The sequence below is a fragment of the Marinobacter confluentis genome (genome assembly GCF_004785685.1).
GTDB classification, from domain to species: domain Bacteria; phylum Pseudomonadota; class Gammaproteobacteria; order Pseudomonadales; family Oleiphilaceae; genus Marinobacter; species Marinobacter confluentis.
Map to the genome: position 1 here is coordinate 434187 of NZ_SRPF01000002.1, position 26706 is coordinate 460892.

Genomic DNA, 26706 nt, shown 5'->3' on the forward strand with positions numbered 1-26706 from the left:
TCCAAGAGATTGAGAGCGCCACTCAGGCTCCCGAACGTAAAGTTTACCGACAGGTGGCATGATGGGGAGACAACCATGAACACACCGATACAGCAAAGCCAGGCAGATATCCTGAACCGGCTCTACACGATGAAGCAGAAGCAACTCGAACAGGCCCTCCTTCAGGGCAATTCCCTTCGCAGTCAGGTACTTGAAGCTGAAGCAAATGCCATTTTTAGTGCCATGAAAAGCCTCCGCTGACCCGTCAGGCCGGTCTTTTCAGGCCTGATATTTCTTCAGGCGGCGGCTCCAGCGCTGTTTTGCGTAGCGTCGAAGGTTGGACACGTTGTCGGTTTCGTCCATGATTTCAGTGCCCAAAAGTGTCTCCAATATGTCCTCCAGCGTCACTATGCCCAGCCAGGTGCCCAATTCGTCATAGACCACTGCCAGGTGTTGCCGCTCGCGCAGCATATCGGCGAAGACGAATTCAATGTTGGTGTTGCCCTTGATCCGTTTTACCGTTCTGAGCGCCTGTTTCAGGTCTTGGTCATCCGACATGCCAATAAGATCGCTGCGGTGGATGTAGCCCAGGGCTTCGCCGTCTTCGTCAATCATTGGGTAGCGGGAGAACGGCCCTGCTTTGACCTTGTTGCGAAACGCCTCAACGGTGATGTCCGGCGGAATCGTTTTACACACCGTGCGTGGTGTCATTACCGCACTGACCTTGATCTCGTGGAATCGGAGGACGTTCTGGATCATTCGCCTCTCGTCCTCATCCAGGGCCTGCTGGTCACGACCGATCTCTGCCAGCGCGCTTATTTCCGCACGGACATCCACTTCTGCCTCTTTCGAACCGATCCGGCGGGTTACCATTTTTGAGAGCCAGATAAACGGCAGCAGCGATTTCATCATCAAACCCAGAATCACCGGCAAACGGGGCGCAAGACCGCGCCAGTATTTGGCTCCGATGGTCTTTGGAATAATCTCGGAGAGAAACAGGATAGCCAGGGTCATGACCGCCGATGCCGCACCAACCCAGGCTTCGCCAAAAACCACAGCTACCTGTGCGCCCACACCAATTGCCCCGACCGTGTGGGCAATGGTATTGAGGGTCAGAATGGCGGACAGCGGGTCATCAATGTCGTCTTTCAGTTTTCTCAGCCGTTTGAAAAGCTTCGGGCTATCCTTTTTAAGCGAGGCAATATAACTCGGCGTAATCGATAGCAATGCCGCTTCCAGGACCGAACAGAGGAACGAGAAGCCTATGGATAGAACCGCAAACGCGATCAGTAATGTCATAAAGGTTGCCTAGACTCCCGCTGCCACTTCAGTGCCCTGGCGGATGGCCCGCTTGGCGTCCAGTTCTTCTGCCACATCGGCGCCGCCGATCAGGTGCGTTTTGATGCCCTCGCTTGCCAGCTCGTCGTATAGGGTCCGGAATGGCTCCTGGCCCGCACAGATCACGACGTTATCCACATCCAGCACCCGGGTTTCAAGCGCTTTGCCGTCTTTGTCAGACAGGGTGATATGAAGCCCCTGGTCGTCAATCCGGTCATAACTGCAGCCACCCAGCATTTCGACGTCCCGGTGCTTTAAGCTGTTGCGGTGAACCCAGCCCGAGGTTTTACCAAGACCACCACCCACCTTACTGGTTTTGCGCTGCATCAGGTAAATCTTGCGCGGGGAAGAGGTCGGTTTGCGCTCAGCCAGGCCGCCCGGCCCTTCAAAATCCGGCTGCACGCCCCACTCGGCTTTCCAGTCCTCGAAGTCCGCCTGCTGGCCTTCCGGATGATGGCTGAAGTCGTGAGTCAGGAACTCGCTGACGTCAAAGCCTATGCCACCCGCGCCGATGACGGCAACCGATTTGCCAACGGGTTTATTGTGTTTAAGCACATCCAGATACCCCAGTACCTTCGGGTGATCGATGCCGGGAATGCCCGGCGTTCTGGGTTTCACGCCAGTGGCAATGATGACGTCGTCGAAACCATCTTTTTTCAGCAGGTCGGCATCAACCCGGGTGTTCAGTTGAAGATCGATATCCAGAAGTTCGATCTGACGCTGGTAATAACGCAGGGTTTCAAAGAACTCTTCCTTGCCGGGAATTCGCTTGGCGTAGTTGAACTGTCCGCCGATCTGGCCGTCCGCCTCGAACAGCGTAACCAGGTGGCCACGTTTCGCTGCTGTTGTTGCTGCCGCGAGTCCTGCGGGGCCAGCTCCCACCACGGCCACACGACGACGAACAGGTGCCACGGTCAGTACCAACTCGGTTTCATGGCAGGCCCTGGGGTTGACCAGGCAGGAGGCACGTTTGAGCTGAAATACGTGATCCAGGCAGGCCTGGTTGCAGGCGATGCAGGTGTTGATTTCGTCGCTACGGTTTTCCTGGGCCTTACGGACAAACTCGGAATCCGCCAGCAGCGGCCGGGCCATGGACACCATATCCGCCTTGCCGCTGGCCAGGATCTCCTCGCCTTTCTCCGGCGTGTTGATCCGGTTGGTGGTGCACACGGGTATGCTGACTTCGCCATAGAATTTGGCGGTGACTTCCGAAAATCCACCGCGCGGCACAGACGTCACAATGGTGGGCACCCGCGCTTCATGCCAGCCAATGCCGGTATTGATGATGGTGGCGCCCGCCTGTTCGATGGCCTTGCCCAGCTTGACCACCTGATCCCAGGTCTGGCCGCCTTCTACCAGGTCCAGCATCGATAGCCGGTAGATGATGATGAAATCCGGGCCCACCGCTTCGCGCATGCGGCGAACAATTTCCACCGGCAGCTGCATTCTGTTCTCGAAGGGCCCGCCCCATTTGTCCTTGCGCTTGTTGGTGCGCTCGCACAGGAACTGGTTGATGAAATAGCCTTCCGATCCCATCACTTCCACGCCATCGTAACGGGCCAGTTTTGCCAGCTTCGCGGCACTGACGAAATCGTCGATCTGCTTGTCCACGGCCTTCGTAGAAAGGGCTTTCGCTTTGAACGGGGTAATTGGCGCCTTGGTAGCCGACGCTGATACGCTGAACGGATGGTAGCTGTAACGCCCGGCATGAAGCAGCTGCAGACAGATTTTACCACCGGCGTCGTGCACTTCGCTGGTGACATGTCGGTGCAGAATGGCGGTGCCACGGTTATTCATGGTGGATGCGAAAGGCGAAAGCTGACCGACCATGTTTGGCGAAAAGCCGCCGGTAACCATCAGGCCCACGCCCCCTTCGGCACGCTCTGCAAAATATCGGGCGAGCTTGTGGATATTCCAGAAGCGGTCTTCCAGGCCGGTGTGCATGGAACCCATCAGCACACGGTTTTTCAGCGCGGTAAAACCAAGGTCCAGCGGCTTCAGAAGATTGGGGTAGGCTTGGGTCATTATCAGCTCTCTCATTGCGTTGCGCGGGCATTCTCATCAGGATGCGACATGGTAGCATAGCGGCATTAGACGAATGTATGACACGGAACCGACATTATGAGCACTCGCGATTCGTTAAAGACGCAACCTGAAGAACGGGTTCAGATCAGCATCGAAGATGGCATTGCCATGGTTACGCTGAATCGGCCGGAAAAGTACAATGGCCTGGACATGCCGATGTTCAAGGCGATCACCGAGGCTGCCCGTTCGCTCAAAAAGGATCGCAGTGTCCGTGCCATCATTCTCAGTGGTGCGGGCGAGGCGTTCTGCTCCGGCCTTGATGTCAAAACCGTGTCGAAAAACCCGGTGAACTTTCTCAAACTTCTGTTCAAACCCGGCCGCAAGATCAGCAACCTGGCGCAGGATGTGGGCTATCTATGGCGCGATGTGCCGGCCCCGGTCATCGCTGTAACCCACGGCTACTGTTTTGGCGGCGGCTTCCAGATTGCCCTGGGTGCGGATTTCCGGTTCTCCACGGCGAACTGCGAGTTTTCCATTATGGAAAGCAAGTGGGGGCTGATTCCGGACATGAGCCTGGCAGTCACCCTGCGGGAACTCATCCCCATTGATCTGGCCAAGGAACTGACAATGACCGCACGCCGGTTCAACGGCACTGAGGCCAGAGCCATGGGCCTGGTCAGCCGGGTCTGTAATGACCCCATGGCCGAGGCGCTGGCCTTTGCCCGTGAGCTTGCAGAGCGGTCACCGGATGCCGTGGCCGCCAGCAAACTACTGTTCAACAGAACCTGGAGCGCGTCTGACAAAGAGGCTCTGGATTGGGAAACCCGCCTGCAGAAAAAGGTGATCGGCCGGGCCAACCAGCGCATTGCCATCGCCCGGAATTCCGGCGAACCGGACAAAGCCTACCTGGATCGCCGAAACCTCTAAGACTTTCATTGTCTTGACCTGAACCGACGGCCAAGTATTATCAGTCCGTCAATAAAACCTCTCCATCCATGAAAGAAAAACTAAAAAGAGGTTGCGATGTCGCTACCGCTGGTTGTTTTATTACCTTTTCTGGGTGCCCTGGCAGCACCGCTGTTTGCCCAGGGCGGGCGCACGGCGATTGCCATAGCGTCATCCGTGCCTGCCATTATTGGTCTGGCGGCGCTCTATCCGCATTGGGCGACCCTTGCTGACGGCGGCATCGTCGAAACCAGTTATGCATGGATGCCTTCGCTGGGACTGGCGTTCAGCTTCCGTCTGGACGGGCTATCGCTGCTGTTTGCCCTGTTGATCATGATCATCGGGCTGCTGATCATTCTATACGCCCGCTATTACCTGAAGCCTTACGAAAACGTTGGCAAGTTTTACGCCCTGCTGCTGTGTTTCAAGGGCTCAATGCTCGGCATTGTGCTTTCCAGCAACCTGTTGCTGATGTTGATTTTCTGGGAACTGACCAGCCTGACTTCGTTCCTGCTGATCAGCTTCTGGACCCATAAAAAGGATGCCCGCCGGGGTGCCCGTATGGCACTGGCCGTTACCGGTGGCGGCGGCCTGGCACTGCTGGCCGGTATTCTGTTGATTGGCGACATTGTGGGAAGCTATGAGCTATCCGTTGTGCTTGCCTCCGGCGAGCTGATCAAGAACCACAGCCTGTACCCGATTGCGCTGACGCTCGTCCTGCTGGGTGCGTTCACCAAGTCCGCACAGTTTCCGTTCCACTTTTGGCTACCCCACGCCATGCAGGCGCCAACGCCCGTTTCCGCCTACCTTCACTCTGCAACCATGGTCAAGGCCGGCATATTCCTGATGGCCCGGCTTTACCCGGCCCTGGCGGGAACCGAGCAATGGTTCTATATGGTCAGTTTCACCGGCATGGCAACGCTGCTCATCGGTGCCTATGTCGCCATGTTCAAGCACGACCTCAAGGGGCTGCTCGCGCATTCCACCGTCAGCCACCTCGGCCTGATAACGCTGTTGTTCGGCATGGGTACCAATCTTGCTGCGGTCGCGGCGGTATTCCATGTCATCAACCACGCTATTTTCAAGGCCTCCCTGTTCATGGCTGCCGGCATCATTGATCATGAGACCGGTACCCGGGATATGCGCCAGATTAACGGCCTCTGGCGCTACATGCCGCACACCGCCACCCTGGCCATGGTGGCGGCTGCCTCAATGGCGGGCGTTCCGCTGCTTAATGGCTTTATCAGCAAGGAAATGTTCTTCGCTGAAGCACTGGAACTGAACCTTCCCGGCATCTGGGCCTATCTGCCGCCATTGATTGCCACCCTTGCCGGTATTTTTGCGGTGGCCTATTCGGCCCGATTTATTCACGACGTCTTCTTTAATGGCAAGCCCAAAAACCTGCCTATTTTTCCGCCCCATGAACCCCCCCGGTACATGAAAATTCCGGTGGAAATTCTGGTCTTTGCCTGCCTCGCCGTCGGCATGTTCCCTGCACTTTCCGTGGGCCCGATTCTCTTCGCTGCCGCGTCTGCGACCCTCGGCGGACCGGTTCCGGACTACAAACTTGCGGTCGCGCACGGCTTCAACCTGCCACTGCTTATGAGTTTTGCAGCATTTGCCGGTGGCCTGCTGATGTACAGCCAGCGCAAGCGCTTTTTCGCTTTTCACGAACGCTTCAAGGAAATTGACGAGAAAGCAATTTTCGAAGCCTTCGTCAGCCGGACCTCGGAACTGGCAAACGGCATTACCGCGCGCATCGAGAACGGTTCGCTTCAGCGCTACGCCATGCTCCTGGTAGCCAGCGTTATCGCGGTTGCCGTCGTTCCATTGACGACCATGGGTATTTCAATCGGCTCCAACGGCCTGTCCCCAGCGGACTGGCCAACCCTGATTGGCATCGCGGTACTGGTCGTCTGTGCGCTGGCAACCGCAGCGTTGCATCGCAACCGGTTCTACGCACTTGTGCTTTTGAGCGTGGTCGGCCTGATGGTTTCCCTGGGCTTTGCCCGCTTCTCCGCTCCGGATCTGGCCATGACGCAGCTTTCAGTGGAAGTGGTCACCATCGTGCTGCTGATGCTCGCGCTTTATTACATGCCGGCCTGGACCCCGATAGAGACGCCGGCGGGCCGCCGTACCCGGGACATACTGATCGCCGGTGCAGCTGGCCTGGGCATGACACTGGTAACGCTCGCAATGCTGACCCAGCCGTTTACCTCAATTTCTGATTTCTTCCTGGAAAACAGTAAACCCGGCGGCGGTGGCACCAACGTGGTCAACGTGATTCTGGTGGATTTCCGGGGCTTCGATACCCTGGGTGAGATTGCAGTGCTGGGCATCGCTGCCCTTGGCATCTTTGCCATGTTGCGGAACACCGCCATGACGCCACCGAGCACCGACAGCCTTGGCAATGTCTGGTCCAGGGACGCCTACCCGATGATGCTCCAGCAGGTGGCGCGGCCCATGTTGCCGCTGGCACTGATGATTTCCGCCTATATTTTCCTGCGCGGGCACAACCTGCCCGGCGGTGGATTTATCGCGGGGCTGATTACAGCCATTGCCCTGATTCTGCAATATGTCGCCAACGGCATGTCCTGGACCCAGGACCGTATTTCAGTGAAGTACCACAACGTGATCGGCCTGGGCTTGCTGTTTGCGGTTATTGCCGGCGCCGGCAGTTTTGCCTTCGGCTACCCGTTCCTGACATCCACGTTCGACTACATTTCCTGGCCGGTTGTCGGCAAGTTTGAAGTGGCATCCGCGCTGGTGTTCGACCTGGGAGTCTATCTGGCCGTTATCGGCGCGACCCTGCTGGCACTGGTAAGTATTGGCCGGCTGTCGCCCCATTCCGCGATTACCAGCCGGTCGGAGCACCAGGCCACAGTGAACAACGAACAAGGGGAGAGCCACTGATGGAGCTGGCATTCGCAATCGTCATTGGCGCACTGACCGCGTCCGGTGTGTACCTGTTACTCAGAGCCCGAACCTTTCCCGTGGTGATGGGCCTGACGCTACTTTCCTACGGCGTTAATCTGTTCCTGTTCTCATCCGGGCGCCTGGCAACCGGTGGCCAGCCAATCATTGGCAGCACCGAGGCCTATTCCGACCCACTGCCCCAGGCACTGGTTCTGACCGCCATTGTTATCGGCTTCGCGATGACCGCGTTTGTGGTTGTACTGTCGCTGCGCAGCCTTGCGGACCACAGTGATGACCATGTTGATGGCAAGGTCTCGGATAGCGTTGAGCCAGAGAAGACTGAAGGCGAAACCGGGCGGGAGGACGCCAAATCATGAACCACTGGCTGATTGCGCCGATTCTTATACCTCTGGTGGGTGGCATCCTGCAGGCTTTCATGGGGTACGCGCCCATTGCACTGCGCCGCACCCTGGGTATCGCAACCACAACACTGACCCTGGCCTCCGCGATTTTGCTGATGGGGCTGGCCAACGATGATAGCTACCGGCTCTACGCCTTTGGTAACTGGCAGCCGCCGTTCGGCATTGTGATGGTTCTCGACCGCCTGGCCGCTCTGATGCTGGTGTTGACGTCGGTGCTTGCCCTGTTCGCCCACATCTATTCCCTGGGCGGTGCTGACGGCAACAACCGTCAGTTTCACGGGCTTTTCCTGTTCCAGCTGCTGGGCCTGAACATCGCCTTCCTGACCGGCGACCTGTTCAACCTGTTTGTAGCCTTCGAGGTGTTGCTGATCGCCTCCTACGGCCTGCTGATGCACGGCGAGGGCAAAAACCGCACGGTACCGGGGCTGCATTACGTTGTGCTGAACCTGGTGGGGTCGGCCATTTTCCTGATCAGTGTTGGCATGATCTACAGCGTGACCGGCACCCTAAACATGGCTGATCTGGCCCAGAAAATTCCTCAGGTCGCCCCGGGAAATCTGCCTATAGTGCAGGCCGGCGGCATGATGCTGCTGGTGGTCTTCGGGCTGAAAGCGGCCATTCTGCCCCTGTGCTTCTGGCTGCCAAGCGCCTACGCCAATGCCACGGCGCCGGTAGCGGCGCTGTTCGCCATCATGACCAAGGTCGGCATTTACGCCATTATCCGGGTCTGCAATCTGATTTTCGGCGAACAGGCCGGAGATCTTTCAGGTCTGGGCATGGACTGGCTGTTCCCACTGGCGCTGATCACTCTGGTGATGGGCGTGATAGGCGCGCTGGGAGCCACCAATCTGAGAAAACTCTTTGCCTGGCAGGTCATTATCTCGGTGGGCACCCTTCTGGCGGCGATTTCCCTGAACTCGGAAAGGGGGACCTCAGCGGCACTGTTTTACCTGGTCAACACCACCTGGGTAGTGGGCGGCCTGTTCCTGCTGGCCGATCTGATTTCAGGCCAGAGAGGCACAGCATCCGATCAGATCGTAACCGCCCCACGAATGCGGAACCGCACGTTTCTGAGTGTGCTTTACCTGGTCGGCGCGGTCGCTGCTGCCGGGCTGCCGCCGCTGAGTGGCTTTTTTGCCAAGCTGCTGATTCTTGATTCGGCGGTGCCTGGCACGGTACGGACCTGGTTATGGCTGGTCATGCTGGTCGGCAGTTTCTTTACGCTGATTGCCTACAGCCGCGCCGGCAGCATTGTTTTCTGGCGCAACGTCGAAGGCCACCTGGAGGAGCCGCGAAAACTCACCGGCACCATTGCCGTACCTGCCAGTGCGCTGATCGCACTGAGCCTGGTGATCGTGGTTCTGGCCGAGCCATTGAGCCGCTATGTAGACAGCACCGCTGCCCAACTGCATAACCCGGCGGCCTATATCGAAGTTCTCAAAACCCCGATGGTTGAGGAGAAGTAACCATGCTGGATCGACTGACCTTCCCCCAGCCCTACCTCAGCCTGCTGCTGTTTATTGTGTGGCAGTTCCTCAGCAATGGCGTTTCCGGGGCAAGCATCGTCATGGGTCTTATTCTGGCGTGGCTGATTCCCCAGATTACCCGCGGTTTCTGGCCGGAGCGCCGCGCTTTCGTCAACGCCTGGAAGCTGCCCGGCTATATCGGCATCGTACTGCTGGATATCGTGGTTGCCAGCGTCAGTGTCGCAAAGCTGATTCTGGGTGGGCGTGAACCAAAATCCATTTTCGTATCCTACCCGCTGGAGCTGGAACACCCGCTGGCCATTGCCATTCTGGCCAGCACCATTTCCCTGACCCCGGGTACCGTCAGCGCAGACGTCAGCGACGACAACAAGCTGCTACTGATTCACGCGCTGGATGCCGACAATGCTGATGAGGTAATCAGCAGCATCCGTGAGCGCTATGAACGCCGCCTGAAGGAGATGTTTCAATGATGACCATCGCGCTACAGATAACCATTGGCATGGTCGTCATTGCGGCCCTGCTCAACGTCTATCGCCTGATCAAGGGACCGGACGCGCCGGACCGGGTGCTGGCTCTGGACACGCTGTACATCAACGCTATCGGCCTGATTATCCTGCTGGGCATTACCCTGGGCACCCGGCTCTATCTGGAATCAGCCCTGCTGATTGCGGTCATGGGCTTTGTCGGCACCGTTGCCCTGGCCAAGTATCTCAAGCGCGGCAGCGTGATCGAATAATCATCGGAGGCACTCATCATGAGTACGATCGCAGAGTACGCCATTGTCATCCTGTTGCTGACCGGCGGTTTTTTCACCCTGGTCGGCGCCATTGGCCTCGCCCGGCTGCCGGATTTTTACAGCCGTCTGCATGGGCCAACAAAGGCAACAACCGTAGGCATCGGTTCTATTGTCATGGCCTCGGTGGTGTTTTTCAGTACCCGGGGCGAGGGTATCGGTATCTCTGAAGTACTGATTGTGGTGTTCCTGTTCATTACGGCACCGGTCAGTGCCAATATCATGGCCAAGGCCGCCATGCACATGGGTATCGATCCGGCCAAAGGGACACGCGGCCATCCCTGGGATCAATAACCGGAATCCATCAGGCGCCGTCGCAAACGGCGCCCAAAATTTGTCATTGGAAGTGCATAAAATTCCCGTATAGTGGGCATCCTCATTTTTTCAGGAGCCTGACACATGCTAAAAGTAAACGAATATTTTGACGGCCGGGCCAAGTCCATTTCCTTCCAGTCCGCCACCCTGCCCGCCACCGTTGGCGTCATCAGCCCGGGCGAATACGAATTCGGCACCAACAAGCGCGAAACCATGACCGTACTTAGCGGCGTTCTGACCGTACTGCTGCCGGGTATGGACGAATGGATGACCTATGGCGCGGGCGAGTTTTTTGAAGTGGCCGGCCAGGCCAGTTTCAAGGCAAAAACCGACGTCGACACCGCCTACCTTTGTACCTATCAGTAAAGCTCGATCTGTGGCAGATTAGTCCCTCTTCTCCAATAAAACCAACAAGCGAGAAAGAGGGACAGTCATGGCCAATACGCGCATTCTGCCGCCGGCAGACAACGCCTACCAATACCCACTGCTGATCAAACAGCTTCTGCTGTCGGCGCCGCGTTATGCGCCAGACCAGGAAATCGTTTACGCCAATAAGAGCAAGTACACCTACACCGACCTGGTGGACCGCATCCACCGGCTGGCGAACGCCCTGACCGACGCTGGCGTCAAGCCAGGTGACACGGTCGCCGTTATGGACTGGGACACCCCTCGCTATCTGGAATGCTTCTTCGCCATTCCGATGATCGGGGCGGTGCTGCACACCATCAACGTACGCCTGTCGCCGGACCAGATCGTTTACACCATGAACCACGCCGAAGACGACCTGGTTCTGATCCACGATGACTTCCTGCCCATTCTTGAAAGCGTCAAAGGCGATATCAAAACCGTCCGCAAATACATCCAGCTGACAGACGAAGCCCAGGCAAAGTCGACCTCTCTGGACAGTGCTGGCGAATACGAAGCACTACTGGCCAATGCCCACAACTGCTTTGATTTTCCGGATTTTGACGAGAACAGCATCGCCACCACCTTTTACACCACCGGCACCACCGGCAATCCCAAGGGCGTGTTCTTCAGCCACCGTCAGCTGGTGCTGCACACACTGGCCATGACCGGCTCACTGTCGGCCTTTGATGAAATGCCCATGCTGCGGTCATCGTCTGTTTACATGCCGGTGACTCCGATGTTCCACGTTCACGCCTGGGGCGTGCCTTATGCCGCCACCCTGCTCGGCATAAAACAGGTCTATCCCGGCCGCTATGAACCAGAACTGCTGGTGGATCTGCTGAAAGAGCACGGGGTCACTTTCTCTCACTGCGTGCCCACCGTTATGCAGATGATGATGGCCACCGAGTCCATCAAGACCGCAGACCTGAGCAACTGGCATGTACTGATCGGCGGCAGCGCCCTGACCCGCGGCCTGTGTGATGCCGGCGCCAAACTGGGCATCCGGATGTATACCGGTTACGGCATGTCGGAAACATGCCCGCTGCTGTCGACCACGCACCTGAAACCGGAAGACCTTGAGCTGCCACTGGAACAGCAGACCACCCAACGCATCAAGACCGGTATAGCGGTACCCATGGTGGAAATTGAGATCACTGACCCTGACGGCAATCCGGTTGCACACGATGGCGACGCCAAGGGCGAAGTGGTGGCCCGGGCGCCCTGGCTGACCCAGAGCTACTTCAAGGAACCGGAGAAAGGCGAGGAGCTCTGGCAGGGCGGATGGCTGCACACCGGCGACGTAGCGTCCATGGAGCCGGACAGCACCCTGGTCATCAAGGACCGTATCAAGGATGTGATCAAGACCGGGGGCGAATGGCTGTCTTCACTGGATCTGGAAAACCTGATCAGCCAGCATCCGGCCATTGCAGCGGCCGCTGTTGTGGGTGTGCCGGACGAAAAATGGGGTGAACGCCCCCATGCGCTGGTCGTGCTCAAGCCCGGCGAACAAGCCACGCTGGAAGACCTTCAGGACCATCTGAAGCAGTTTGTGGAATCCGGCGAAATTAACAAATGGGCCATTCCGGGCAAAATTGATTTCGTGGACGATATTCCCAAGACCAGTGTGGGCAAAATCAACAAGAAGCTGATCAGGGATCAGTTGGATAACTGATTGACTTGCCACAGGTCACCCGGCACCCTCGGGTGACCTGTGGAACTTTTCAAAAGTTCAGCGCTCTGTCGCCGCCCTGATCTGTTTCAGGCGCCGCCAGAGTGTGGTCTGACTGATACCCAGATACTCGGCAGCCTGAGTCTTATTGCCACCAAAGCGATCCAGTACCTTGAGAATTTCCTCCTGCTCCACCACTTGAAGGTGGCCTGAGTCCGGCCCGACCGGCAGCGCGAGATCTCGCGTGAACAGCTCCGGTGCCAGGCTTTCCAGATGGCGGGAGAACTCGTCAATCGACGGGTAAAGGGTCGTGGAAACCAGCAAACGTTCCAGCAGGTTTTCAAGCTGTCGCACGTTTCCCGGCCAGTCAAAACGGTTAAACAATGGCATCAAGACGCCAATAAGCGCCTCAGAGTCCGCGTCGATGCTGTATTGCTGCCCCAGCCTGTCGATGAAATGCCGGGTCAGCGGCTCGATATCCTCCGGCCTTTCTCTCAAAGGCGGCAGATTGATAATGAATACATTCAACCGGTAATAAAGATCCTCACGGAAACGGCCCGCTTTGACCTCTTCCAGCAGGTTGTGATTACACGCCGCTACAAATTTAATGTCCAGCGCAATGGATTTGCGGGCACCGACCGGCCTCACTTCCCGCTCCTGCAATACCCGCAACAGTTTTGCCTGCTGCGGCATAGGCAGTGAGTTGATTTCGTCCATAAAAAAAGTGCCGCGATTGGCGGATTCCAGCAGGCCCGACTGGCCACCACTCTTGGAATTGGTGAAGGCACCATCGGCATAGCCGAACAGCTCGGACTCAAACAGTTCATCGGGAATGGCCGCGCAGTTGATCGCGACAAAGGGCCCGTTACTGTGGGTGCTGGATTCATGAATCTGCCTGGCAGCCAGCTCCTTGCCGGTGCCCGTTTCACCCCGCAGCAGCACCGCGCCCGGCGTAGCGCCGTAGATCTGCAGCAGACGAGTGACCTCGTCCATTTTTTCAGACCTGAACACCAGTTGACGACCAGCAGCCGAACGGTCGTGCTGCCTGACCGGCGCCGCGGTGATCGCATAGAGATTACCAACCCGTTCATCACCGACTTCAAAGGCCCGTTTGGCCACGCGACACAACCGGTCCCCCAGCAGCAGACCTTCCGCTACCGTATCGGCAGACTGCAGAAAGCGCCGGTCCAGAAACCGGTCAATGCGCTTGCCGGTGGCCATGTCGGGAATCAGGTCCCTGACGCCCTCATTGAAGCTGATCACCTGTTCGTCACGGTTGGTGATGATGGTTGGCCGCGGTGCATTGTCGATCATGAACTGGGCGAAGGTGCTCTGTTCCCGTTCCCGTTTGTACTCCCCGGCCACGGTGATCGCCCGCCGGATCATGTAACGGCAGGACTCGCGGGAATACACCATCACATAGGGAATGTCGGCCTGCTCTGCCAGGTCGCACACATAGCTGGAGCCAATAATGACACCAAAGCCGTCCTTGCGAATGGTGTGAAAGATGTCTTTTGCTTCCTCCGCCATGGCATAGGTTCGATGGTCAACGTTGACGCCTTCTACGTAATCCAGAAACTCTGTCCAGGTGGCCTGATGCTCATGGGTCATCAACAGTATCCGCGGGCTGACCTGCCGCGCTCTGAGCACCGCATTGACCAGATCAGACTGGCGAACCTTCAGGGAAACAACCGGAACCGGCAACGTGTCTTTGAGGTAGTAGGCGTTGGCACCGGCGCTGATGAACACATCAACAGCGTCATGCTCTACCAGTCGTCTTGCAGCCAGCAAAGCGTCATTGAAGATGCTGTCGATGATGACAATATCGGCGATCGACTGGAACTCAGGCACCAGCGAATGCACCATCTTGCTGAGCTTGGAGTTGCCAATCAGACAAACCCTGACCCGTTTGTTTTCAGAGTTGTTGAACTTCACGGGCGCCTCTTGTTCGGACCGTTAGGTAGTCAGAATAGCCGATGCCCGTGCCTATCGGAACAGCCAGGGCTCCTGAATTTTGCGGCCGGCCTCGTAATGCCGGATGGCGTCAGACCGCTCAAGCGTCAGCCCGATTTCGTCAAAACCTTGCAGCAGGTTCTGTCTGCGACCTTCTTCGACCACGAATGGCCAGGTCGAACCGCCTCCCTGGATCTCGCAGTTCTGCAGATCCACCGTCAGCTCGAATCCGGGCTCAACGCCACAGCGCTCAAACAGTTCATCAATCAATTCCTGATCGAGAATCACCGGCAACAGGCCGTTGTTGAAACAGTTGTTGAAGAAGATGTCGCCAAAACTCGGCGCCAGCAAGGCGCGAATGCCAAAATCCCGCAGTGCCCAGACCGCATGCTCCCGGGAGGAGCCGCACCCGAAGTTGGCCTGTGCCAGCAGGATCGAACCCTGGCTGTAGGGCGTCTGATTCAGAATACACTCAGGGTTCAGGCGGCGATCAGCAACGGGTGTGTCCACGTCGCCCGGGTCAAGGTATCGTTCGTCGTCAAACAGGTGCGGCCCATAACCCGTCTTTTCCAGCATTTTCAGGTACTGTTTAGGCAGGATGGCATCCGTATCGATGTTCGAGCGATTGAACGGAATCACGATACCGGTGTGGGTTTCGAAAGGCTGCATGGTCAGAATTTCCTCACGTCAGTCAGTTCACCGGTAATGGCCGCAGCAGCCGCCATCAACGGGCTCATCAAATGAGTGCGCCCGCCTTTGCCCTGCCGACCCTCGAAGTTGCGGTTAGAGGTGGACGCGCAGCGTTCACCGGCTGAGAGACGGTCATCGTTCATACCCAGGCACATGGAACAGCCTGCAGAGCGCCATTCGAAACCGGCCCGTGCAAACACCTCTGCCAGCCCTTCCCGTTCAGCCTGCAAGCCAACCAGACCCGAGCCTGGCACTATCAACGCCTGTTTGACAGCAGAATGAACCTTATGCCCCTTGATCAGATGGGCGACTTCACGCAGGTCTTCGATGCGTGCATTGGTGCAGGAACCGATAAAGACCTTGTCGATGGCAAGGCCTTCCAGCCGCTGGCCGCTTTTCAGGCCCATGTAATCGCATGCGCGCTGAAGGTTCCTGCGAGCCGACTCGTCTTTCACCCGGTCGATATCGGGCACGGTGCCGCCGATACCCGTCACCATTTCAGGGGACGTTCCCCAGCTTACCTGTGGGCCAAGTTCGCTGACGTTGAAGTCTTCCTCGCGGTCAAACACGGCGTCGGCGTCCGACACCAGGGTCTGCCAGTAGTTGTGGGCCTGTTCCAGCATTGCGCCTTCCGGCGCTCGGGGGCGACCTTTGACGAAAGCTCGGGTCTTCTCGTCGTAAGCGACCATGCCAGCGCGAGCGCCGGCCTCAATGCTCATATTGCAGATGGTCATCCGCCCTTCCATGGACAGTTGTTCGATGGCACTGCCGGCGTATTCAATAGCATATCCGGTTCCACCCGCCGTACCGATTCGCCCGATCAGGGCAAGAATCAGGTCTTTGGCAGTAACACCGTAACCCAGCTCACCCTCAAACCTGACTCGCAGATTTTTCTGCTTCCGGGTCCGCAGGGTCTGGGTGGCCAGCACATGCTCTACCTCGCTGGTGCCTATACCCATGGCCAGGGTTGCGAAAGCACCGTGGGTCGAGGTGTGCGAATCGCCGCATACAATGGTCATACCCGGCAGCGTCAGCCCCTGCTCCGGCCCCACAACGTGCACAATGCCCTGGCGGGAGTCTTCAAGCTCAATCAGCTCAATACCGGATTCATGGCAGTTGGCGGTCAGGGTTTCCACCTGTTTTCGGGCAATAAGATCGGCAATACCCGGCACACCCAGCTCACGGTTGCGTGTAGGCACCGCGTGATCAGGAACGGCAATGTTGGCGTCCAACCGCCAGGGCTTTCGGCCCAGGGAGCGGAGCCCGGAAAAGGCCTGGGGAGAGGTGACTTCATGCAACAGGTGACGGTCGATGTACACCAGCGAACTGCCATCGGGCAGCTCATCGACAAGATGGCGACTCCACAGCTTGTCGTAAAGCGTTTGTGCAGCCATTTTTTTATCCTCGTTATTGGCTTGGGCCGCTATTGCCCAGATCTGACCAGTTCAGCCACTGGTAAAGCTCCTCACCCTCATCCGCCGCAATCCGGAAACCGCACCAGCTATCAAGGCGCCCGCCTTGCAGGGGCTCAATGATGCAGTAAGGGCGTGAGCAGTCCCGTTGTTCGACACCAGCTGCATCCAGTAAATCCGTGCTCTGGCGCAACAACCTTTCCGCCTCGGATTTCAGGGCGTCATCGGAATCGCTCAGCGCCGCGACATTAGCCTTGAATCCCTGCACATAAAGACGGCGGTATTGACCACAGGCCTTTGGTTCGTCGGCCAGCCCGTCGATCAGGGCCTGCCGGTTGGAACCCACCCCTGGTGCCTCGGGCACTGTACTGCAAGCCGAGAGCAGCAGACCAAACGCTACAGCTGCCAGCCGCTCAGAAAACATGGGCAAGGGTAGCTTCGAGGGAAAGCACATCAACGTACTTGGTGTTGAGGTCTTTCAGATTGGCCCTGTGAGCGTCCATGTCCCGGTCGCCACAGGCCTCTTCAACCACAATGGTGCGGTAGTCGTGTTGCAGGCAATCAAGCGCCGTAGCACGAACACAGCCGCTGGTCGTCAGGCCGGTCACAATGACGCCGTCTGCACCGGCGCTTTTCAGTTGCAGGTGCAGATCGGTTCCGAAGAACCCACTGGCCCAGTGTTTGGTGATCAACACTTCCTTGTCCAACCGCCCAAGCCTGGGGTCAATCAGCTCAAGCCCGGAGCCAGACTGTAGAACGTCCAGATCCGGCAGTTTTTCCCGGAACACCCGGGCCTGCTCCGGTGAGCTGTAGGCCACGGTTGTGAAAATCACCGGCAGTCCCGCCATGCGAAAGCGTTCAATCAGCACCCGGTTTGCGTCGATCACTGACCCGCACTCCGCAGCCAGGGGGCTGCGGGCGGGGTCCGTGAACCCGAGGCTCATGTCCACAATGATCAACGCATACCGTTCGGCTTTCGCCAGGGTGCGGGAATCAAGGCTCATGCCCGACCTCCGGCACCAGACTTCCAAACCGGCATGGCCGGCGCTGGCAATCCGGTCTCTTCCAGGCAACGGGCCTTGATTTCCTCAATGGTGCCGCCCCGTGAGAACAGCGCTGAATCGTCCCGGCTATTCGCCATGACAGCACGCAGTGCCGAGGTGGCATCCGCATCAACCGTTCCGGTGGCATCCAGCACAACGCCGTAGCGCTTGGCGCCATCAACGCTGACCAGCCCCTTGCGAACATCCGAAGCAACGGCTTGCGGCTCGCGTTTGAGGGGGTTACCCCAGCCACCACCACCCCAGGTGTCGAAGACCACCAGGTCACCGGCCTGAACTTTCACATGGTCGCACTTGGACGGCAGCATCTGACGCTCGCCATTGGCACGGATCAGTTCCTTGCGGCTACGCTGGCCCGGATCGCCACCGTTCACGCCCCAGGGATAGGTCAGCCAGCGGTCGTCGTGTATCGAGATCTCGCCGTCCGCCAGCAGGCGATAGCCCACGCGAATGCCGTTACCGCCCCGGTGCAGGCCTGCACCGCCAGAATCGGTAATGGTTTCGTAGGTTTCAATCCGCAGCGGGAAGTAGGCTTCAACGAACTCATTGGGGACGTTGGTGAAGCCCGGCCAGAGTGAGTGACCGTCGGGGCCGTCACCCACCGGGCGACCCGGAATACCACCGAAGCCGATCTGGAACAGCTGGAACCATTCGTTGTTCTCGTCGTAACCCGAATACATGAAGTGCGGCGAATCAGAGAAGCCGGCGCCGCTCATGGCGTCCGGTGTGCCCTGACCCAGCAGGCCACCCATCACGTCGAAAATCCGGCCCAGCAGGTGGGTACGGCACGAAAGCGCCGCCGGGAAGTTCGGCTTTAGGATGGAACCCTGGGGAATATTCACCTCCACCAGATCGTAGAAGCCATCGTTGAACAGGATCGACGGATCGAACAGGTTGATGGTGAAGGCCCCGAAAAACATCTTGAACATCTCCTCGTTAAGGTAGAAGTTCACGGATGACGGCGCCTGGGGGTCTGTACCCTCAAAATCGAAAATGGCCTTGTCGCCCTCCCGCCACATGGTGCAGCGGATGGTGTATGGGCCAAGGCCCGCACCGTCGTCACAGATGTAGTCTTCGAAGGAGCGCTTTTCTTCCGGCACCACATTGCGGATGATTTCCCGCATGGCAATGTAGTTGCGCTCCAGCATCATGCTCAGGGCACTGGTGAAGACGTCGTCACCGAAACGGTTGGCCAACTCGATACAGCGTTTTGCGGCAGTGCGGCAGGACGCCACGATGGCGTTGAAATCAGACTTGTTCCAGCGCGGCATCCGCACGTTGTGCAGGATCAGGTCCAGCACGTCCTCATTCAGCTCGCCTTTCTTGTAGATCTTCACCGGCGGAATGCGGATACCTTCCTCAAAGATGGTCTGGGCATCGGTGGGCAGGCTGCCCGGCACTTTGCCGCCGACGTCCGACATGTGCCCGAACATGGCCGACCAGTTGATCAGCCGGCCGTCCTTGAAAATGGGCACCAGCACCAGCCAGTCCGGCAGGTGGCTGACGGCACCGTCACACATGTAGGGATCATTGGTCAGGAAGATGTCACCCTCTTCGATTGTGCCCCCATAGGACTCAGTGAAGCCGGTGATAAAGGAGCCGAACTGGCCCACCACCATCTTGCCGTCGTGGTTGGCGATCATCGGAAACGCATCGCCCTGTTCGCGAATACCCGGCGACATGGCGGTGCGGATCAGTACCGCGTCCATCTCGTTACGGGCGTTGGCCATGGCGTTCTCGATGATATCGAGGGTGACCGTATCCACATCCACTCGCTGAAGCGGCGTGCTATTGGGTTGAATGATATTCGCAGGCATACGATTACTCCCTACCCTTGTGGCCAACAGGCTCAATCAACAGGTTACCCACCTTGTCGACTTCGGCCTGATAACCCGGGAAGACCACGGTGGTTGAATCCATCTCGGTAACAATAGCCGGGCCGGGTATCACATGGCCGGGCCAGAGTTTTTCACGGTCATACAGCGTGGCGGTATGGTCCTGGCCGTCGAAATAGATCGGGCTTTCACCGGTGACGGCGTCACTCAGTTGCTCAGCTTCGGCGGTCCATTCCTTTTCGGTAATGTTTGGCCTGGGTGCCCTGGCGATGGCGCGCAGGTTGACCAGTTCATGCTCTTCATCCAGCGAGAAACTGAACAGTTGCTGGTGCTCGGCATCAAAAGCCGTTTGCAGCACGCCCAATCCTTTGGACTTGAGTTCGTCCGGTTCCACGTCCTGGGTCAGCAGCAGGGCCTGACCCTGGTAACGCACGTCGGCCTGCCAGGTAATGGTCTGGTCCTGGCGGGGAATGTCCTGTCCTTCCAGAGACCGGTTGACCTGTTGGGTCAGGGACTCGAGAATTTCGACAACCTGGGCTTGATCCAGTTTTGAAAAGCCTTTGACCAGGGACCGCGAGGCTTCGTCTTTTACCCGGGTTGTGGCATCTCCGTAGGCGCAAAGCACCCCCGGCGACGGCGGAACAATCACTGGCCAGGCATCCATCAGAATACCCAGCGCATTGGCGTGCAGAGGGCCGGCACCGCCAAAGCCACAAAGGGCGAATTCCCGGGGGTCATACCCCTGCTCGACGGAAATCAGCCTCAGGGCGCCAAACATGTGCTCGTTGGCAATTCGCACTATGCCTTCGGCGGCTTCCTTCAGGGATACGCCCATACCGTCGGCCACTTTCTGGACCGCCGCTTCGGCCAGATCCCTGCGGATCTCCATATCGCCGCCCAGCTTCTGGTTTGCAGGCAGGTAGCCCAGCACCACGTTGGCATCGGTTACCGTGGGCTGTTCACCACCCTTGTTGTAGGCCGCGGGCCCGGGCTCAGCGCCGGCGCTGTCAGGGCCAACCCGCAAGGCGCGGGTCAGCTCCGGTACAAAGGCAATGGAGCCGCCACCGGCGCCCACGGTGCGCACGTCCACCGACGGTGCCCGAACCGCTACGTCGCCAACCCGGGTTTCCCGGCGCAAACGGGCGCTGTTGTTTTCGATCAACGCCACATCGGTTGATGTGCCCCCTACATCGAAGGTCAGTACCTTGTCGAACCCACCTCGGGAGCAGAACCAGATGGCGCCGGCGACACCGCCAGCCGGACCAGACAGCAACAGGTTCACCGGCGTATAGGACGCCGAATCGCAGGTCGCCAGACCACCGTCAGAGCGCAGAATGGACAGTTGCACATCGTCTGCCAGCCGCGCCTTGATCTCGTGCTCCAGATGATCCAGATAATTGGATACCTCGGGGCGAACAAAGCTGTTCACCACCGTGGTTTCCGTGCGTTCGTATTCCTGCATTTCAGGAACCACGCGGGAGGACAGTGATACCGGTATATCCGGCATCACTTCTGCGGCAATCACCGCAATTTTCTCTTCATTGACACCACTGGCGTAGGCGTTGATCAGCGATACCGTCAGCGCTTCGATGCCCGCATCGCGAAGCTGTTCAAGCTTGCCGCGGATATCGGCCTCGTCAAGTTCAGTGACCACCTCACCTTTGGCACTGACACGCTCAATAGCTTCCACCGTGTGTTCCAGTGACGCCAGCAATGGCTGCTTGTTGAAGATCACCCAGCCGCCCAGGCCACCCGGTACGAACGACCGTGCAATGTGCAATACCTGCCGGTAGCCCTGGGTGGTCACCAGCCCCACCCTGGCCCCTTTCTGGGTCAGGATGGCGTTGGTCGCGACGGTCGTGCCGTGCATGACCGAGCGTATCTCCCTGGCATCAATCCCGGACGTACGGCAGATTTTCTCGATGCCGTTCAGTACCCCCTGGGACGAGTCAGAGGGTGTAGAGGGCACCTTCGCGGTATAGGTAGCCCCGGTATCATCATTGATGAGGAGCAGGTCCGTAAAGGTGCCGCCCACATCAACCCCTAGTCGAAAGCTCATACTTCCTCCTGACTGTTCAGTCGGGTATTTGCGGGCATCAGCGTACTGCTGCCTGCTCAAGTTCGCGGAGACTGATGGAATCACCATCGGTGCCTTCAGTGTTCAGTTTCGCGTTGGCTGCCAGCACGAAAATAGTCGCGTGGCGACGCTGGTAATCGATGGTGAAACCGGCGTTGGATACGATGCCACGGTCGCCGTCTTCTGTCTCAATGGTCTTGAGGTTGTAGTTCATCCATTTCCAGAATTCGCCCTTGCGGTCGTACACATCCGCCATATAGAAACGCGGGAACTTGGTGTCCATGTACATGACCTTCTTGCTGTAGGGGTGCTCTGGCGGAGCAACTGCCTCAATAACCCAGACTTCGCGTGGCTCCCACTGGTCGCTAGGGTTCCAGTATGGCGCGTTTTCCAGATCAACAATCGGATACTCAGCGTTGCCGCTGGCATCCTGGTCCCAGGAGGTCGCCTGACTGTTTGCCACCACCAGAATCTTGCGCTTGCCCAGCAGCTTGTATTCCGGGTACCAGGTCGGGTGGGCGTTGAAGATCTCGATGTCGTCGTTCAACTGGTCAGTACCACCAATGGGGTCCATCCAGGTGCCACCCGACAGGCGGCGGGTACGACGAACGGATTTCAGATACGCCCAGCTATCATCCAGTTTCGGGCTGTCGTAGCGCACGGTGAACAGGCCCAGGCCACGAATGTCGTTGGGGTAAGTGGCGTAAAGCAGCTGCTTCCACAGTATATCGCCATCGCCTTCCACGGTGCTTTCCTCACCCAGGCGACCTTTCATGTAGTACCGGCGCAGCACCCATTCCTGGGTCCGTTCCAGACCACGTTCATCATCAATGAACAGATAGGCGAACTCAGGATAATCCTGGAAGTTCTTGGTTGGCTGGGCCACATGGTGGTTCCAGATCAGCTTTTCAGCGGCATTAGGCGTGTCTTCCGTTACGTCGGGAAACGGCATGCCAGCCTTCCAGCCTTCCATCATCCGTGTTTCCGGATTAAAAGTTGCCTGGTCAGAGTACTGCTCAGTCGCTGCAAGATAATCGCTACCTAACTGAATCTCTTCAGAGGCCTTCAGGGTAATCTGCAGACCTTCTTCCCGAATCAATCGCTTTTGCAGGTCGGTCAACAGGGAATCAATGCTGTCGCCCTCGAACGTGTTATTCAATTGCTCGCTCAGGTTACCGGCATTGATCACATCGCCCGGCGACAGCTCTGCCGCCACCAGACTTCCGGCGCTCGCCAACAGGCCAATGGCCAGGGTAAGACGTTTGATAGATGTCATTGTTTTCATGATGCTCTCCTCAGAACTGGTAGGTCAGACGGGCGGTAAGCTGGTCGTTGCCCGAGAAGTAACCGAACAGGTTGGTATCGTTAAAGCCTTCCAGCGGGCGCTCCTGATCTGTCTCATGGAAGAAGATATCCGCTTCCAAACGAACCCGGACGTGGTCGCCATAGGCCAGCTCAACCGACGGAATCACAAAACCACCGCCGTAGGTCAGGTCAGAACCGACCGCCAGGGAAGGATTGATCTGGTCATTGGCATAGTTGGTGGCCAGAACCGCTGTGATGATGCTGCTGAACTCCTCGGTCTCGCCGCCAAAGCCGGCCAGATTCACCAGTTGCTCATCTTCGTCAAAGTCGGTGATGTAGTTGCTGAACAACTGCACGGTGAAGAAGGACGGGCGGCTGGTGCCAAGCACGTTCTGCAGGTCTAACTGCTTGTCTATGCGGATCATGGTGCGCACCAGGCTCTTCTCTTCGATGCCGCAAAAACCCGGGAAGAAGCCACAGGCCTCACCGGCACCCAGACCCGCCAGTCCGCCAGCAGTGCCGACGTTGTAGGGTGCATCTGGTATGTAGGCAATTTCGGTACTGAACACCAGGTCCGGCCCGGCGAAGTAGTTGTTGGCGGTTACACCGAAGATGTCGATGTAGGGGTAGATGAACTCTCCCGCCTCTGCCGGGTCGCCCTCGTAGTCGTAGGGGTTGGTCTGAAGATCAGGACGGGCACCGTTAGCCACCGGGTTCGGATTGACCACCGGATTCGGGTTGGGTCCATGGAACCAGCCCAGCGAGTAGCCCCAGTCGCCAGCCAGGCCGTTCCAACGCAGGCCGTAGGAATCGTCATCCATATCGGCTTCTGAGTGGTCATAGTTATAGGGTACATTTGCACCCAGCGGTGCCGCCTCAAAGGTAATACCCTTGTTCGGATTGTTGGCCCAGCGTCCGCCTTCGACGTCATAGCTGTTACCGCGGTCTTCGCTGTCGTTCAGGCGTCCGGGTATGTAGAGCAGTTGCACACTGCCATCAAGGCTGTCCACGCGCTGGACCAGGTTGACCAGGTTCAGCGGCTTGCGAAGCTCTTCGTTCTCTGGTTCCAGAAACGAACGCCAGCGGAAATCGTAGCCGTGTACTACGTCCAGCAACTGGAAGAAGTCGGTCTCACCCCAGACCACCTGCTGCCGGCCCACTTTCAGGTTGGTGGTATCGGTCACATCGCCCTGCAGCCACAGCTCGCGGATATCCTCGCTGTCATAGACATCGCGACGAAGGTCCACGGAGGTTCCGGGCGCACCACCCGTCTGCGCCCATTCATCGGCCACGGCCTGCAGGTCCTTGAGGTAGTCTGTCGGCGTTTCCCGCGCTACCCGGCCGGTAAACTTGAACCTTACGCCGTCGAAATCCCGGAACAGGTTCAGCTTGCCAACGGTTCGAGCCATGGACAGGTCGTAGCGATAATCATCCCGCTGCTCGCCGTCGAACACGTTCGGCCCTGGGCCAATCAGCGTCGGGTTCTCCAGATTCCAGGACAGATATTCCCGGATGTAACCGCTGACCTCCCAGTCTTTGGTCAACCAGTCTTCCTCAGCCAACACCGTCCGGGGAACCCCCAGAGAGGCGACCATTACCCCCGCAGCCAGAAGCGCAGGCTTCCAGGGGTGGCTATCCACATGGATTTTCTTTTTTTCGGTTTTCATATGAATTACCCATTCTCAGTGAGTGGATTGCGCTAGCCGGTCCGAATTTCGGGCGGGATCGGCCTGTGTTGGTGAGTCACCGAATATGAATTTCGGCTTTAACACCCGGACAAGGGAGGGCATGACGAACAGCGAGGTAAACGCTGACACGAGCAGCCACAGCCCGATGAGAGTGCCCATCTCCGCCTGGAAGCGAAGGGACGAGAAAGACCAGAGCAGAACGCCAGCCGCCAGGGTGACGGATGTCAGAAGTACACCGCGCCCTGCGGAATAGAGCGACTGGCGGATGGCTTCCATATGATCGGCGTCGGGATACTTCTCAAGATATTCCTTGATCGAATCGACGATGTAGAAGGCGTAATCGACTCCCAGCCCGATGCCCAGCGCCACCACAGGCAGTGTGCTGATGCTCATGCCGATGCCCTGCCACGCCATGAAGGCAAAGGTCACCACATTCGAAATCAGCACCGGAACGATGAAAAAGATACCGCTGGCCGACGACCGGTAAACCGCCAGGCAGGAAAGAATGACCACCAGCAGCGCCAGGGCGATGGCCTCGATCTGGTCCGACAGCAGGATTTCATTGACCGCCGCGATAATGCCCAGGGAACCCCCTGCCAGCCGAACGTCCACACCCTCCAGCGGGTTATCGGCGATAAAGCGCTTGATCTGGTAAGTGGCCTGGCGCAGCGTTTCACCCTGGCGGTCGCGGAAAAACAGGATCACTGAGCCGTTGCGGAACAGGGTGTCGGCAAATTGCGCCAGGTCATCCGGGGCTGCGCCCTGCATGTAGAAACTGATCAGTTCGCCGTTTTCAATCCGGGTGTTGCCCAGCTCGCCGTACCGGGGGTTGCCTTCGTACAGGTTGCGCCGCACGTCCACCACAATGTCCGCCAGCGAAATGCTGCCACCGACCTGGGGCATGCGTTCCATCCGGCGCTGGAAACGCTGCATCCAGTCGAGGACGTCCGGACGTTTGAGCGCATCGTCCTCGTCCCCTTCCAGTACAATGAACATCTGTTCGGTGCCGGGATAATTGGCGTTGATCAGCGCGCTGTCGCGGTTGAAGGAAGAGTCTTCCCAGAGTATTGGGGAACCGGTCGTCGCATCGCCAATGGTCAGATCCGTGGCTTTGAAAACCAGCAAACCAACACCCACCAGCGTAATGGGCAGAACATAATAGCGTCCCCGGGTTTCGACCACCTTTACTGCAACGTTCAGAACCGCCGTCAGCAGAAAACGCAGATTGACCGGATGGGCGTAACGCAACGGCGCCTTGACCCAGCTCAGCATGACGGGCGTGAGAATGACCGCTGAAAATCCGATGGTCATGACCCAGATGGCGCCGATGATGGAGACCTTCTGAAGCAGCGGAATCGGCGTCAGCACCACACAGAGAATGGCGCCCGCATCAGACACCAGCCCCAACAGACCGGGCCTGAACAGTTCTTTCATGGTCTGTTCCGCGGCCAGCCTTGGAGCCACGCCTTCGCCGTCGCACAGATCGTCAAATCGGGTAATGAGCTGTACCGCGTGGCTGAAACAGCGGGCTGTAATGATGAATGCCACCACAATGACCAATGGGTCAAAGTTGAATCCCAGCAAAACGCCGATACCCAGGGCCCAGATGGTGGATACCACGCCGCTGAGCAATGGCAACAGCGTGCCGCGCCAGGTCCGGTTCAGCAGAAACAGCGCCAGCAGCATGGCTGCCAGTGACAGCAGGGCAATGGCCACGGTTTCTTCCAGATAGAAATCCACCCAGCCATACAGAATCGGCTCGCCGACAACGTGGTGGGACACCTGATCCTTGATCGGCGAGTCATCCAGAATCGCCTGGATCTGCGGAAAGATCTTGCTGTAATCCACCAGGTGATCGTAGAAATCCATCTGCAGCAGCGTGGAGCCCAGGTCCTGCTCAACGTAGATGCCGTAAACCAGAGGGTTATTCACCACCGCCTCTTCAAGCTCCTGAATGCCCTGCTGGCTTTCCGGCACATCTGGCCACATCAATGGGACGCTTTCGATGCCCATGGACGAAGCGCTGACCGACTTCAGCTTGCGGGACGCCAGGGACACCACCTGAAACGGATTTACGCCACTGACTTTTGCCAGCTCGCGGGTCACCCGCTGCACTTCTTCCAGGATCGGAGCGGTAAAGATAGTGCCTTCATTGGCTTCGATCAGAATGCTGACCTTGTTGGTACCACCAAAGGTATCTTTATATCCCTCGTGTACATCGACATAGGGATGGTTGCTGGGCACCATGTCGCTGAATACGGTGCGCACGTCCATGGTGAACAGCGTCAGCGACATCAGCAGTGTGGACACCAGGATGACCGCGGCCACGGGCACCCGATGGCGAATACAGAACTCGGATAAAGACCCTGCAAACCGGCTGACTGACAT

Annotated in this window: 22 protein-coding genes; 10 read left to right on the top strand and 12 right to left on the bottom strand. The window is 57.9% G+C overall.

What is annotated here, in order from left to right:
- Window positions 1-75 precede the first annotated feature (75 nt).
- Window positions 76-240, top strand: a complete 165-nt coding sequence (locus tag E5Q11_RS17775; RefSeq protein ID WP_168215628.1) for a hypothetical protein — start codon at window positions 76-78, stop codon at window positions 238-240.
- 18 nt (window positions 241-258) lie between these two features.
- Here E5Q11_RS17775 and E5Q11_RS07450 read toward each other — a convergent pair whose 3' ends face one another.
- Together E5Q11_RS07450 and E5Q11_RS07455 are read right to left on the bottom strand one after the other, a co-directional pair.
- The gene (locus E5Q11_RS07450) at window positions 259-1278 is read right to left on the bottom strand and encodes a CNNM domain-containing protein (protein WP_135802781.1); all 1020 of its coding nucleotides are present in this window, start codon (window positions 1276-1278) and stop codon (window positions 259-261) included.
- 9 nt (window positions 1279-1287) lie between these two features.
- Window positions 1288-3342 carry an NADPH-dependent 2,4-dienoyl-CoA reductase gene (locus E5Q11_RS07455; protein ID WP_135802782.1) on the bottom strand — a complete coding sequence of 685 codons (2055 nt, stop codon included), beginning with the start codon at window positions 3340-3342 and terminating at the stop codon, window positions 1288-1290.
- Window positions 3343-3438: 96 nt separating this feature from the next.
- Here E5Q11_RS07455 and E5Q11_RS07460 point away from each other — a divergent pair, with 96 nt between their 5' ends.
- The 9 genes from E5Q11_RS07460 (at window position 3439) to E5Q11_RS07500 (ending at window position 12300) form a co-directional block, all read left to right on the top strand.
- Complete coding sequence (locus E5Q11_RS07460) at window positions 3439-4269, top strand: crotonase/enoyl-CoA hydratase family protein (protein WP_135802783.1); 831 nt, start codon at window positions 3439-3441, stop codon at window positions 4267-4269.
- 96 nt (window positions 4270-4365) lie between these two features.
- Window positions 4366-7200: a monovalent cation/H+ antiporter subunit A gene (locus E5Q11_RS07465; RefSeq protein ID WP_135802784.1), complete on the top strand. Its 2835-nt coding sequence runs from the start codon at window positions 4366-4368 to the stop codon at window positions 7198-7200.
- Window positions 7200-7580 (top strand): Na+/H+ antiporter subunit C, encoded by a 381-nt coding sequence (locus tag E5Q11_RS07470; protein ID WP_135802785.1) that lies wholly within the window; start codon window positions 7200-7202, stop codon window positions 7578-7580. The genes E5Q11_RS07465 and E5Q11_RS07470 overlap by 1 nt, the downstream gene beginning before the upstream one ends.
- Window positions 7577-9091 carry a monovalent cation/H+ antiporter subunit D gene (locus E5Q11_RS07475; RefSeq protein WP_135802786.1) on the top strand — a complete coding sequence of 505 codons (1515 nt, stop codon included), beginning with the start codon at window positions 7577-7579 and terminating at the stop codon, window positions 9089-9091. Before E5Q11_RS07470 ends, E5Q11_RS07475 begins: the two co-directional genes overlap by 4 nt.
- 2 nt (window positions 9092-9093) lie before the next feature.
- Window positions 9094-9582, top strand: a complete 489-nt coding sequence (locus tag E5Q11_RS07480; RefSeq protein ID WP_135802787.1) for a Na+/H+ antiporter subunit E — start codon at window positions 9094-9096, stop codon at window positions 9580-9582.
- Entirely contained in the window at window positions 9579-9848 is a 270-nt protein-coding gene (locus E5Q11_RS07485) for a K+/H+ antiporter subunit F (RefSeq protein WP_135802788.1), read from the top strand. The genes E5Q11_RS07480 and E5Q11_RS07485 overlap by 4 nt, the downstream gene beginning before the upstream one ends.
- 18 nt (window positions 9849-9866) lie before the next feature.
- A complete protein-coding gene (locus E5Q11_RS07490) occupies window positions 9867-10199 on the top strand; it encodes a Na+/H+ antiporter subunit G (RefSeq protein WP_135802789.1) in 333 nt (110 codons plus the stop codon).
- Window positions 10200-10304: 105 nt separating this feature from the next.
- Window positions 10305-10586 (top strand): pyrimidine/purine nucleoside phosphorylase, encoded by a 282-nt coding sequence (gene ppnP / locus E5Q11_RS07495; protein WP_135802790.1) that lies wholly within the window; start codon window positions 10305-10307, stop codon window positions 10584-10586.
- 67 nt (window positions 10587-10653) lie between these two features.
- Window positions 10654-12300: a fatty acid--CoA ligase gene (locus E5Q11_RS07500; protein WP_135802791.1), complete on the top strand. Its 1647-nt coding sequence runs from the start codon at window positions 10654-10656 to the stop codon at window positions 12298-12300.
- A gap of 57 nt (window positions 12301-12357) precedes the next feature.
- Here the strand turns inward: E5Q11_RS07500 and E5Q11_RS07505 are convergent, their stop codons facing one another.
- From E5Q11_RS07505 to E5Q11_RS07550, 10 genes are all read right to left on the bottom strand, one after another.
- A complete protein-coding gene (locus E5Q11_RS07505) occupies window positions 12358-14232 on the bottom strand; it encodes a sigma 54-interacting transcriptional regulator (RefSeq protein ID WP_225314869.1) in 1875 nt (624 codons plus the stop codon).
- 51 nt (window positions 14233-14283) lie between these two features.
- Window positions 14284-14919, bottom strand: coding sequence for a 3-isopropylmalate dehydratase small subunit (gene leuD, locus E5Q11_RS07510; RefSeq protein WP_135802792.1), 636 nt, complete (start codon window positions 14917-14919; stop codon window positions 14284-14286).
- A 2-nt stretch (window positions 14920-14921) separates the two neighbouring features.
- On the bottom strand, window positions 14922-16334 hold the full coding sequence (leuC, locus tag E5Q11_RS07515) for a 3-isopropylmalate dehydratase large subunit (RefSeq protein WP_135802793.1): 1413 nt from the start codon (window positions 16332-16334) through the stop codon (window positions 14922-14924).
- A 13-nt stretch (window positions 16335-16347) separates the two neighbouring features.
- Window positions 16348-16698 (bottom strand): isopropylmalate isomerase, encoded by a 351-nt coding sequence (locus E5Q11_RS07520; protein WP_225314870.1) that lies wholly within the window; start codon window positions 16696-16698, stop codon window positions 16348-16350.
- Window positions 16699-16765: 67 nt separating this feature from the next.
- A complete protein-coding gene (locus E5Q11_RS07525) occupies window positions 16766-17356 on the bottom strand; it encodes an isochorismatase family protein (protein WP_135802794.1) in 591 nt (196 codons plus the stop codon).
- Window positions 17353-19230 carry a hydantoinase B/oxoprolinase family protein gene (locus E5Q11_RS07530; RefSeq protein ID WP_135802795.1) on the bottom strand — a complete coding sequence of 626 codons (1878 nt, stop codon included), beginning with the start codon at window positions 19228-19230 and terminating at the stop codon, window positions 17353-17355. The genes E5Q11_RS07525 and E5Q11_RS07530 overlap by 4 nt, the downstream gene beginning before the upstream one ends.
- 4 nt (window positions 19231-19234) lie before the next feature.
- Window positions 19235-21307, bottom strand: coding sequence for a hydantoinase/oxoprolinase family protein (locus E5Q11_RS07535; RefSeq protein ID WP_135802796.1), 2073 nt, complete (start codon window positions 21305-21307; stop codon window positions 19235-19237).
- Window positions 21308-21344: 37 nt separating this feature from the next.
- The gene (locus E5Q11_RS07540; RefSeq protein ID WP_135802797.1) at window positions 21345-22610 is read right to left on the bottom strand and encodes a DUF1329 domain-containing protein; all 1266 of its coding nucleotides are present in this window, start codon (window positions 22608-22610) and stop codon (window positions 21345-21347) included.
- Window positions 22611-22620: 10 nt separating this feature from the next.
- Window positions 22621-24297: a DUF1302 family protein gene (locus E5Q11_RS07545; protein WP_135802798.1), complete on the bottom strand. Its 1677-nt coding sequence runs from the start codon at window positions 24295-24297 to the stop codon at window positions 22621-22623.
- Between the two features lie 15 nt (window positions 24298-24312).
- Window positions 24313-26706 (bottom strand): efflux RND transporter permease subunit, encoded by a 2394-nt coding sequence (locus E5Q11_RS07550; protein ID WP_135802799.1) that lies wholly within the window; start codon window positions 26704-26706, stop codon window positions 24313-24315.

Bases quoted from the DNA above. Each gene is read 5' to 3' on its own strand.
- E5Q11_RS17775 (WP_168215628.1), top strand. From the start codon at position 76: ATGAACACACCGATACAGCAAAGCCAGGCAGATATCCTGAACCGGCTC.
- E5Q11_RS07450 (WP_135802781.1), bottom strand. From the start codon at position 1,278: ATGACATTACTGATCGCGTTTGCGGTTCTATCCATAGGCTTCTCGTTC.
- E5Q11_RS07455 (WP_135802782.1), bottom strand. From the start codon at position 3,342: ATGACCCAAGCCTACCCCAATCTTCTGAAGCCGCTGGACCTTGGTTTT.
- E5Q11_RS07460 (WP_135802783.1), top strand. From the start codon at position 3,439: ATGAGCACTCGCGATTCGTTAAAGACGCAACCTGAAGAACGGGTTCAG.
- E5Q11_RS07465 (WP_135802784.1), top strand. From the start codon at position 4,366: ATGTCGCTACCGCTGGTTGTTTTATTACCTTTTCTGGGTGCCCTGGCA.
- E5Q11_RS07470 (WP_135802785.1), top strand. From the start codon at position 7,200: ATGGAGCTGGCATTCGCAATCGTCATTGGCGCACTGACCGCGTCCGGT.
- E5Q11_RS07475 (WP_135802786.1), top strand. From the start codon at position 7,577: ATGAACCACTGGCTGATTGCGCCGATTCTTATACCTCTGGTGGGTGGC.
- E5Q11_RS07480 (WP_135802787.1), top strand. From the start codon at position 9,094: ATGCTGGATCGACTGACCTTCCCCCAGCCCTACCTCAGCCTGCTGCTG.
- E5Q11_RS07485 (WP_135802788.1), top strand. From the start codon at position 9,579: ATGATGACCATCGCGCTACAGATAACCATTGGCATGGTCGTCATTGCG.
- E5Q11_RS07490 (WP_135802789.1), top strand. From the start codon at position 9,867: ATGAGTACGATCGCAGAGTACGCCATTGTCATCCTGTTGCTGACCGGC.
- ppnP (WP_135802790.1), top strand. From the start codon at position 10,305: ATGCTAAAAGTAAACGAATATTTTGACGGCCGGGCCAAGTCCATTTCC.
- E5Q11_RS07500 (WP_135802791.1), top strand. From the start codon at position 10,654: ATGGCCAATACGCGCATTCTGCCGCCGGCAGACAACGCCTACCAATAC.
- leuD (WP_135802792.1), bottom strand. From the start codon at position 14,919: ATGCAGCCTTTCGAAACCCACACCGGTATCGTGATTCCGTTCAATCGC.
- leuC (WP_135802793.1), bottom strand. From the start codon at position 16,334: ATGGCTGCACAAACGCTTTACGACAAGCTGTGGAGTCGCCATCTTGTC.
- E5Q11_RS07525 (WP_135802794.1), bottom strand. From the start codon at position 17,356: ATGAGCCTTGATTCCCGCACCCTGGCGAAAGCCGAACGGTATGCGTTG.
- E5Q11_RS07530 (WP_135802795.1), bottom strand. From the start codon at position 19,230: ATGCCTGCGAATATCATTCAACCCAATAGCACGCCGCTTCAGCGAGTG.
- E5Q11_RS07535 (WP_135802796.1), bottom strand. From the start codon at position 21,307: ATGAGCTTTCGACTAGGGGTTGATGTGGGCGGCACCTTTACGGACCTG.
- E5Q11_RS07540 (WP_135802797.1), bottom strand. From the start codon at position 22,610: ATGAAAACAATGACATCTATCAAACGTCTTACCCTGGCCATTGGCCTG.
- E5Q11_RS07545 (WP_135802798.1), bottom strand. From the start codon at position 24,297: ATGAAAACCGAAAAAAAGAAAATCCATGTGGATAGCCACCCCTGGAAG.
- E5Q11_RS07550 (WP_135802799.1), bottom strand. From the start codon at position 26,706: ATGTCAGTCAGCCGGTTTGCAGGGTCTTTATCCGAGTTCTGTATTCGC.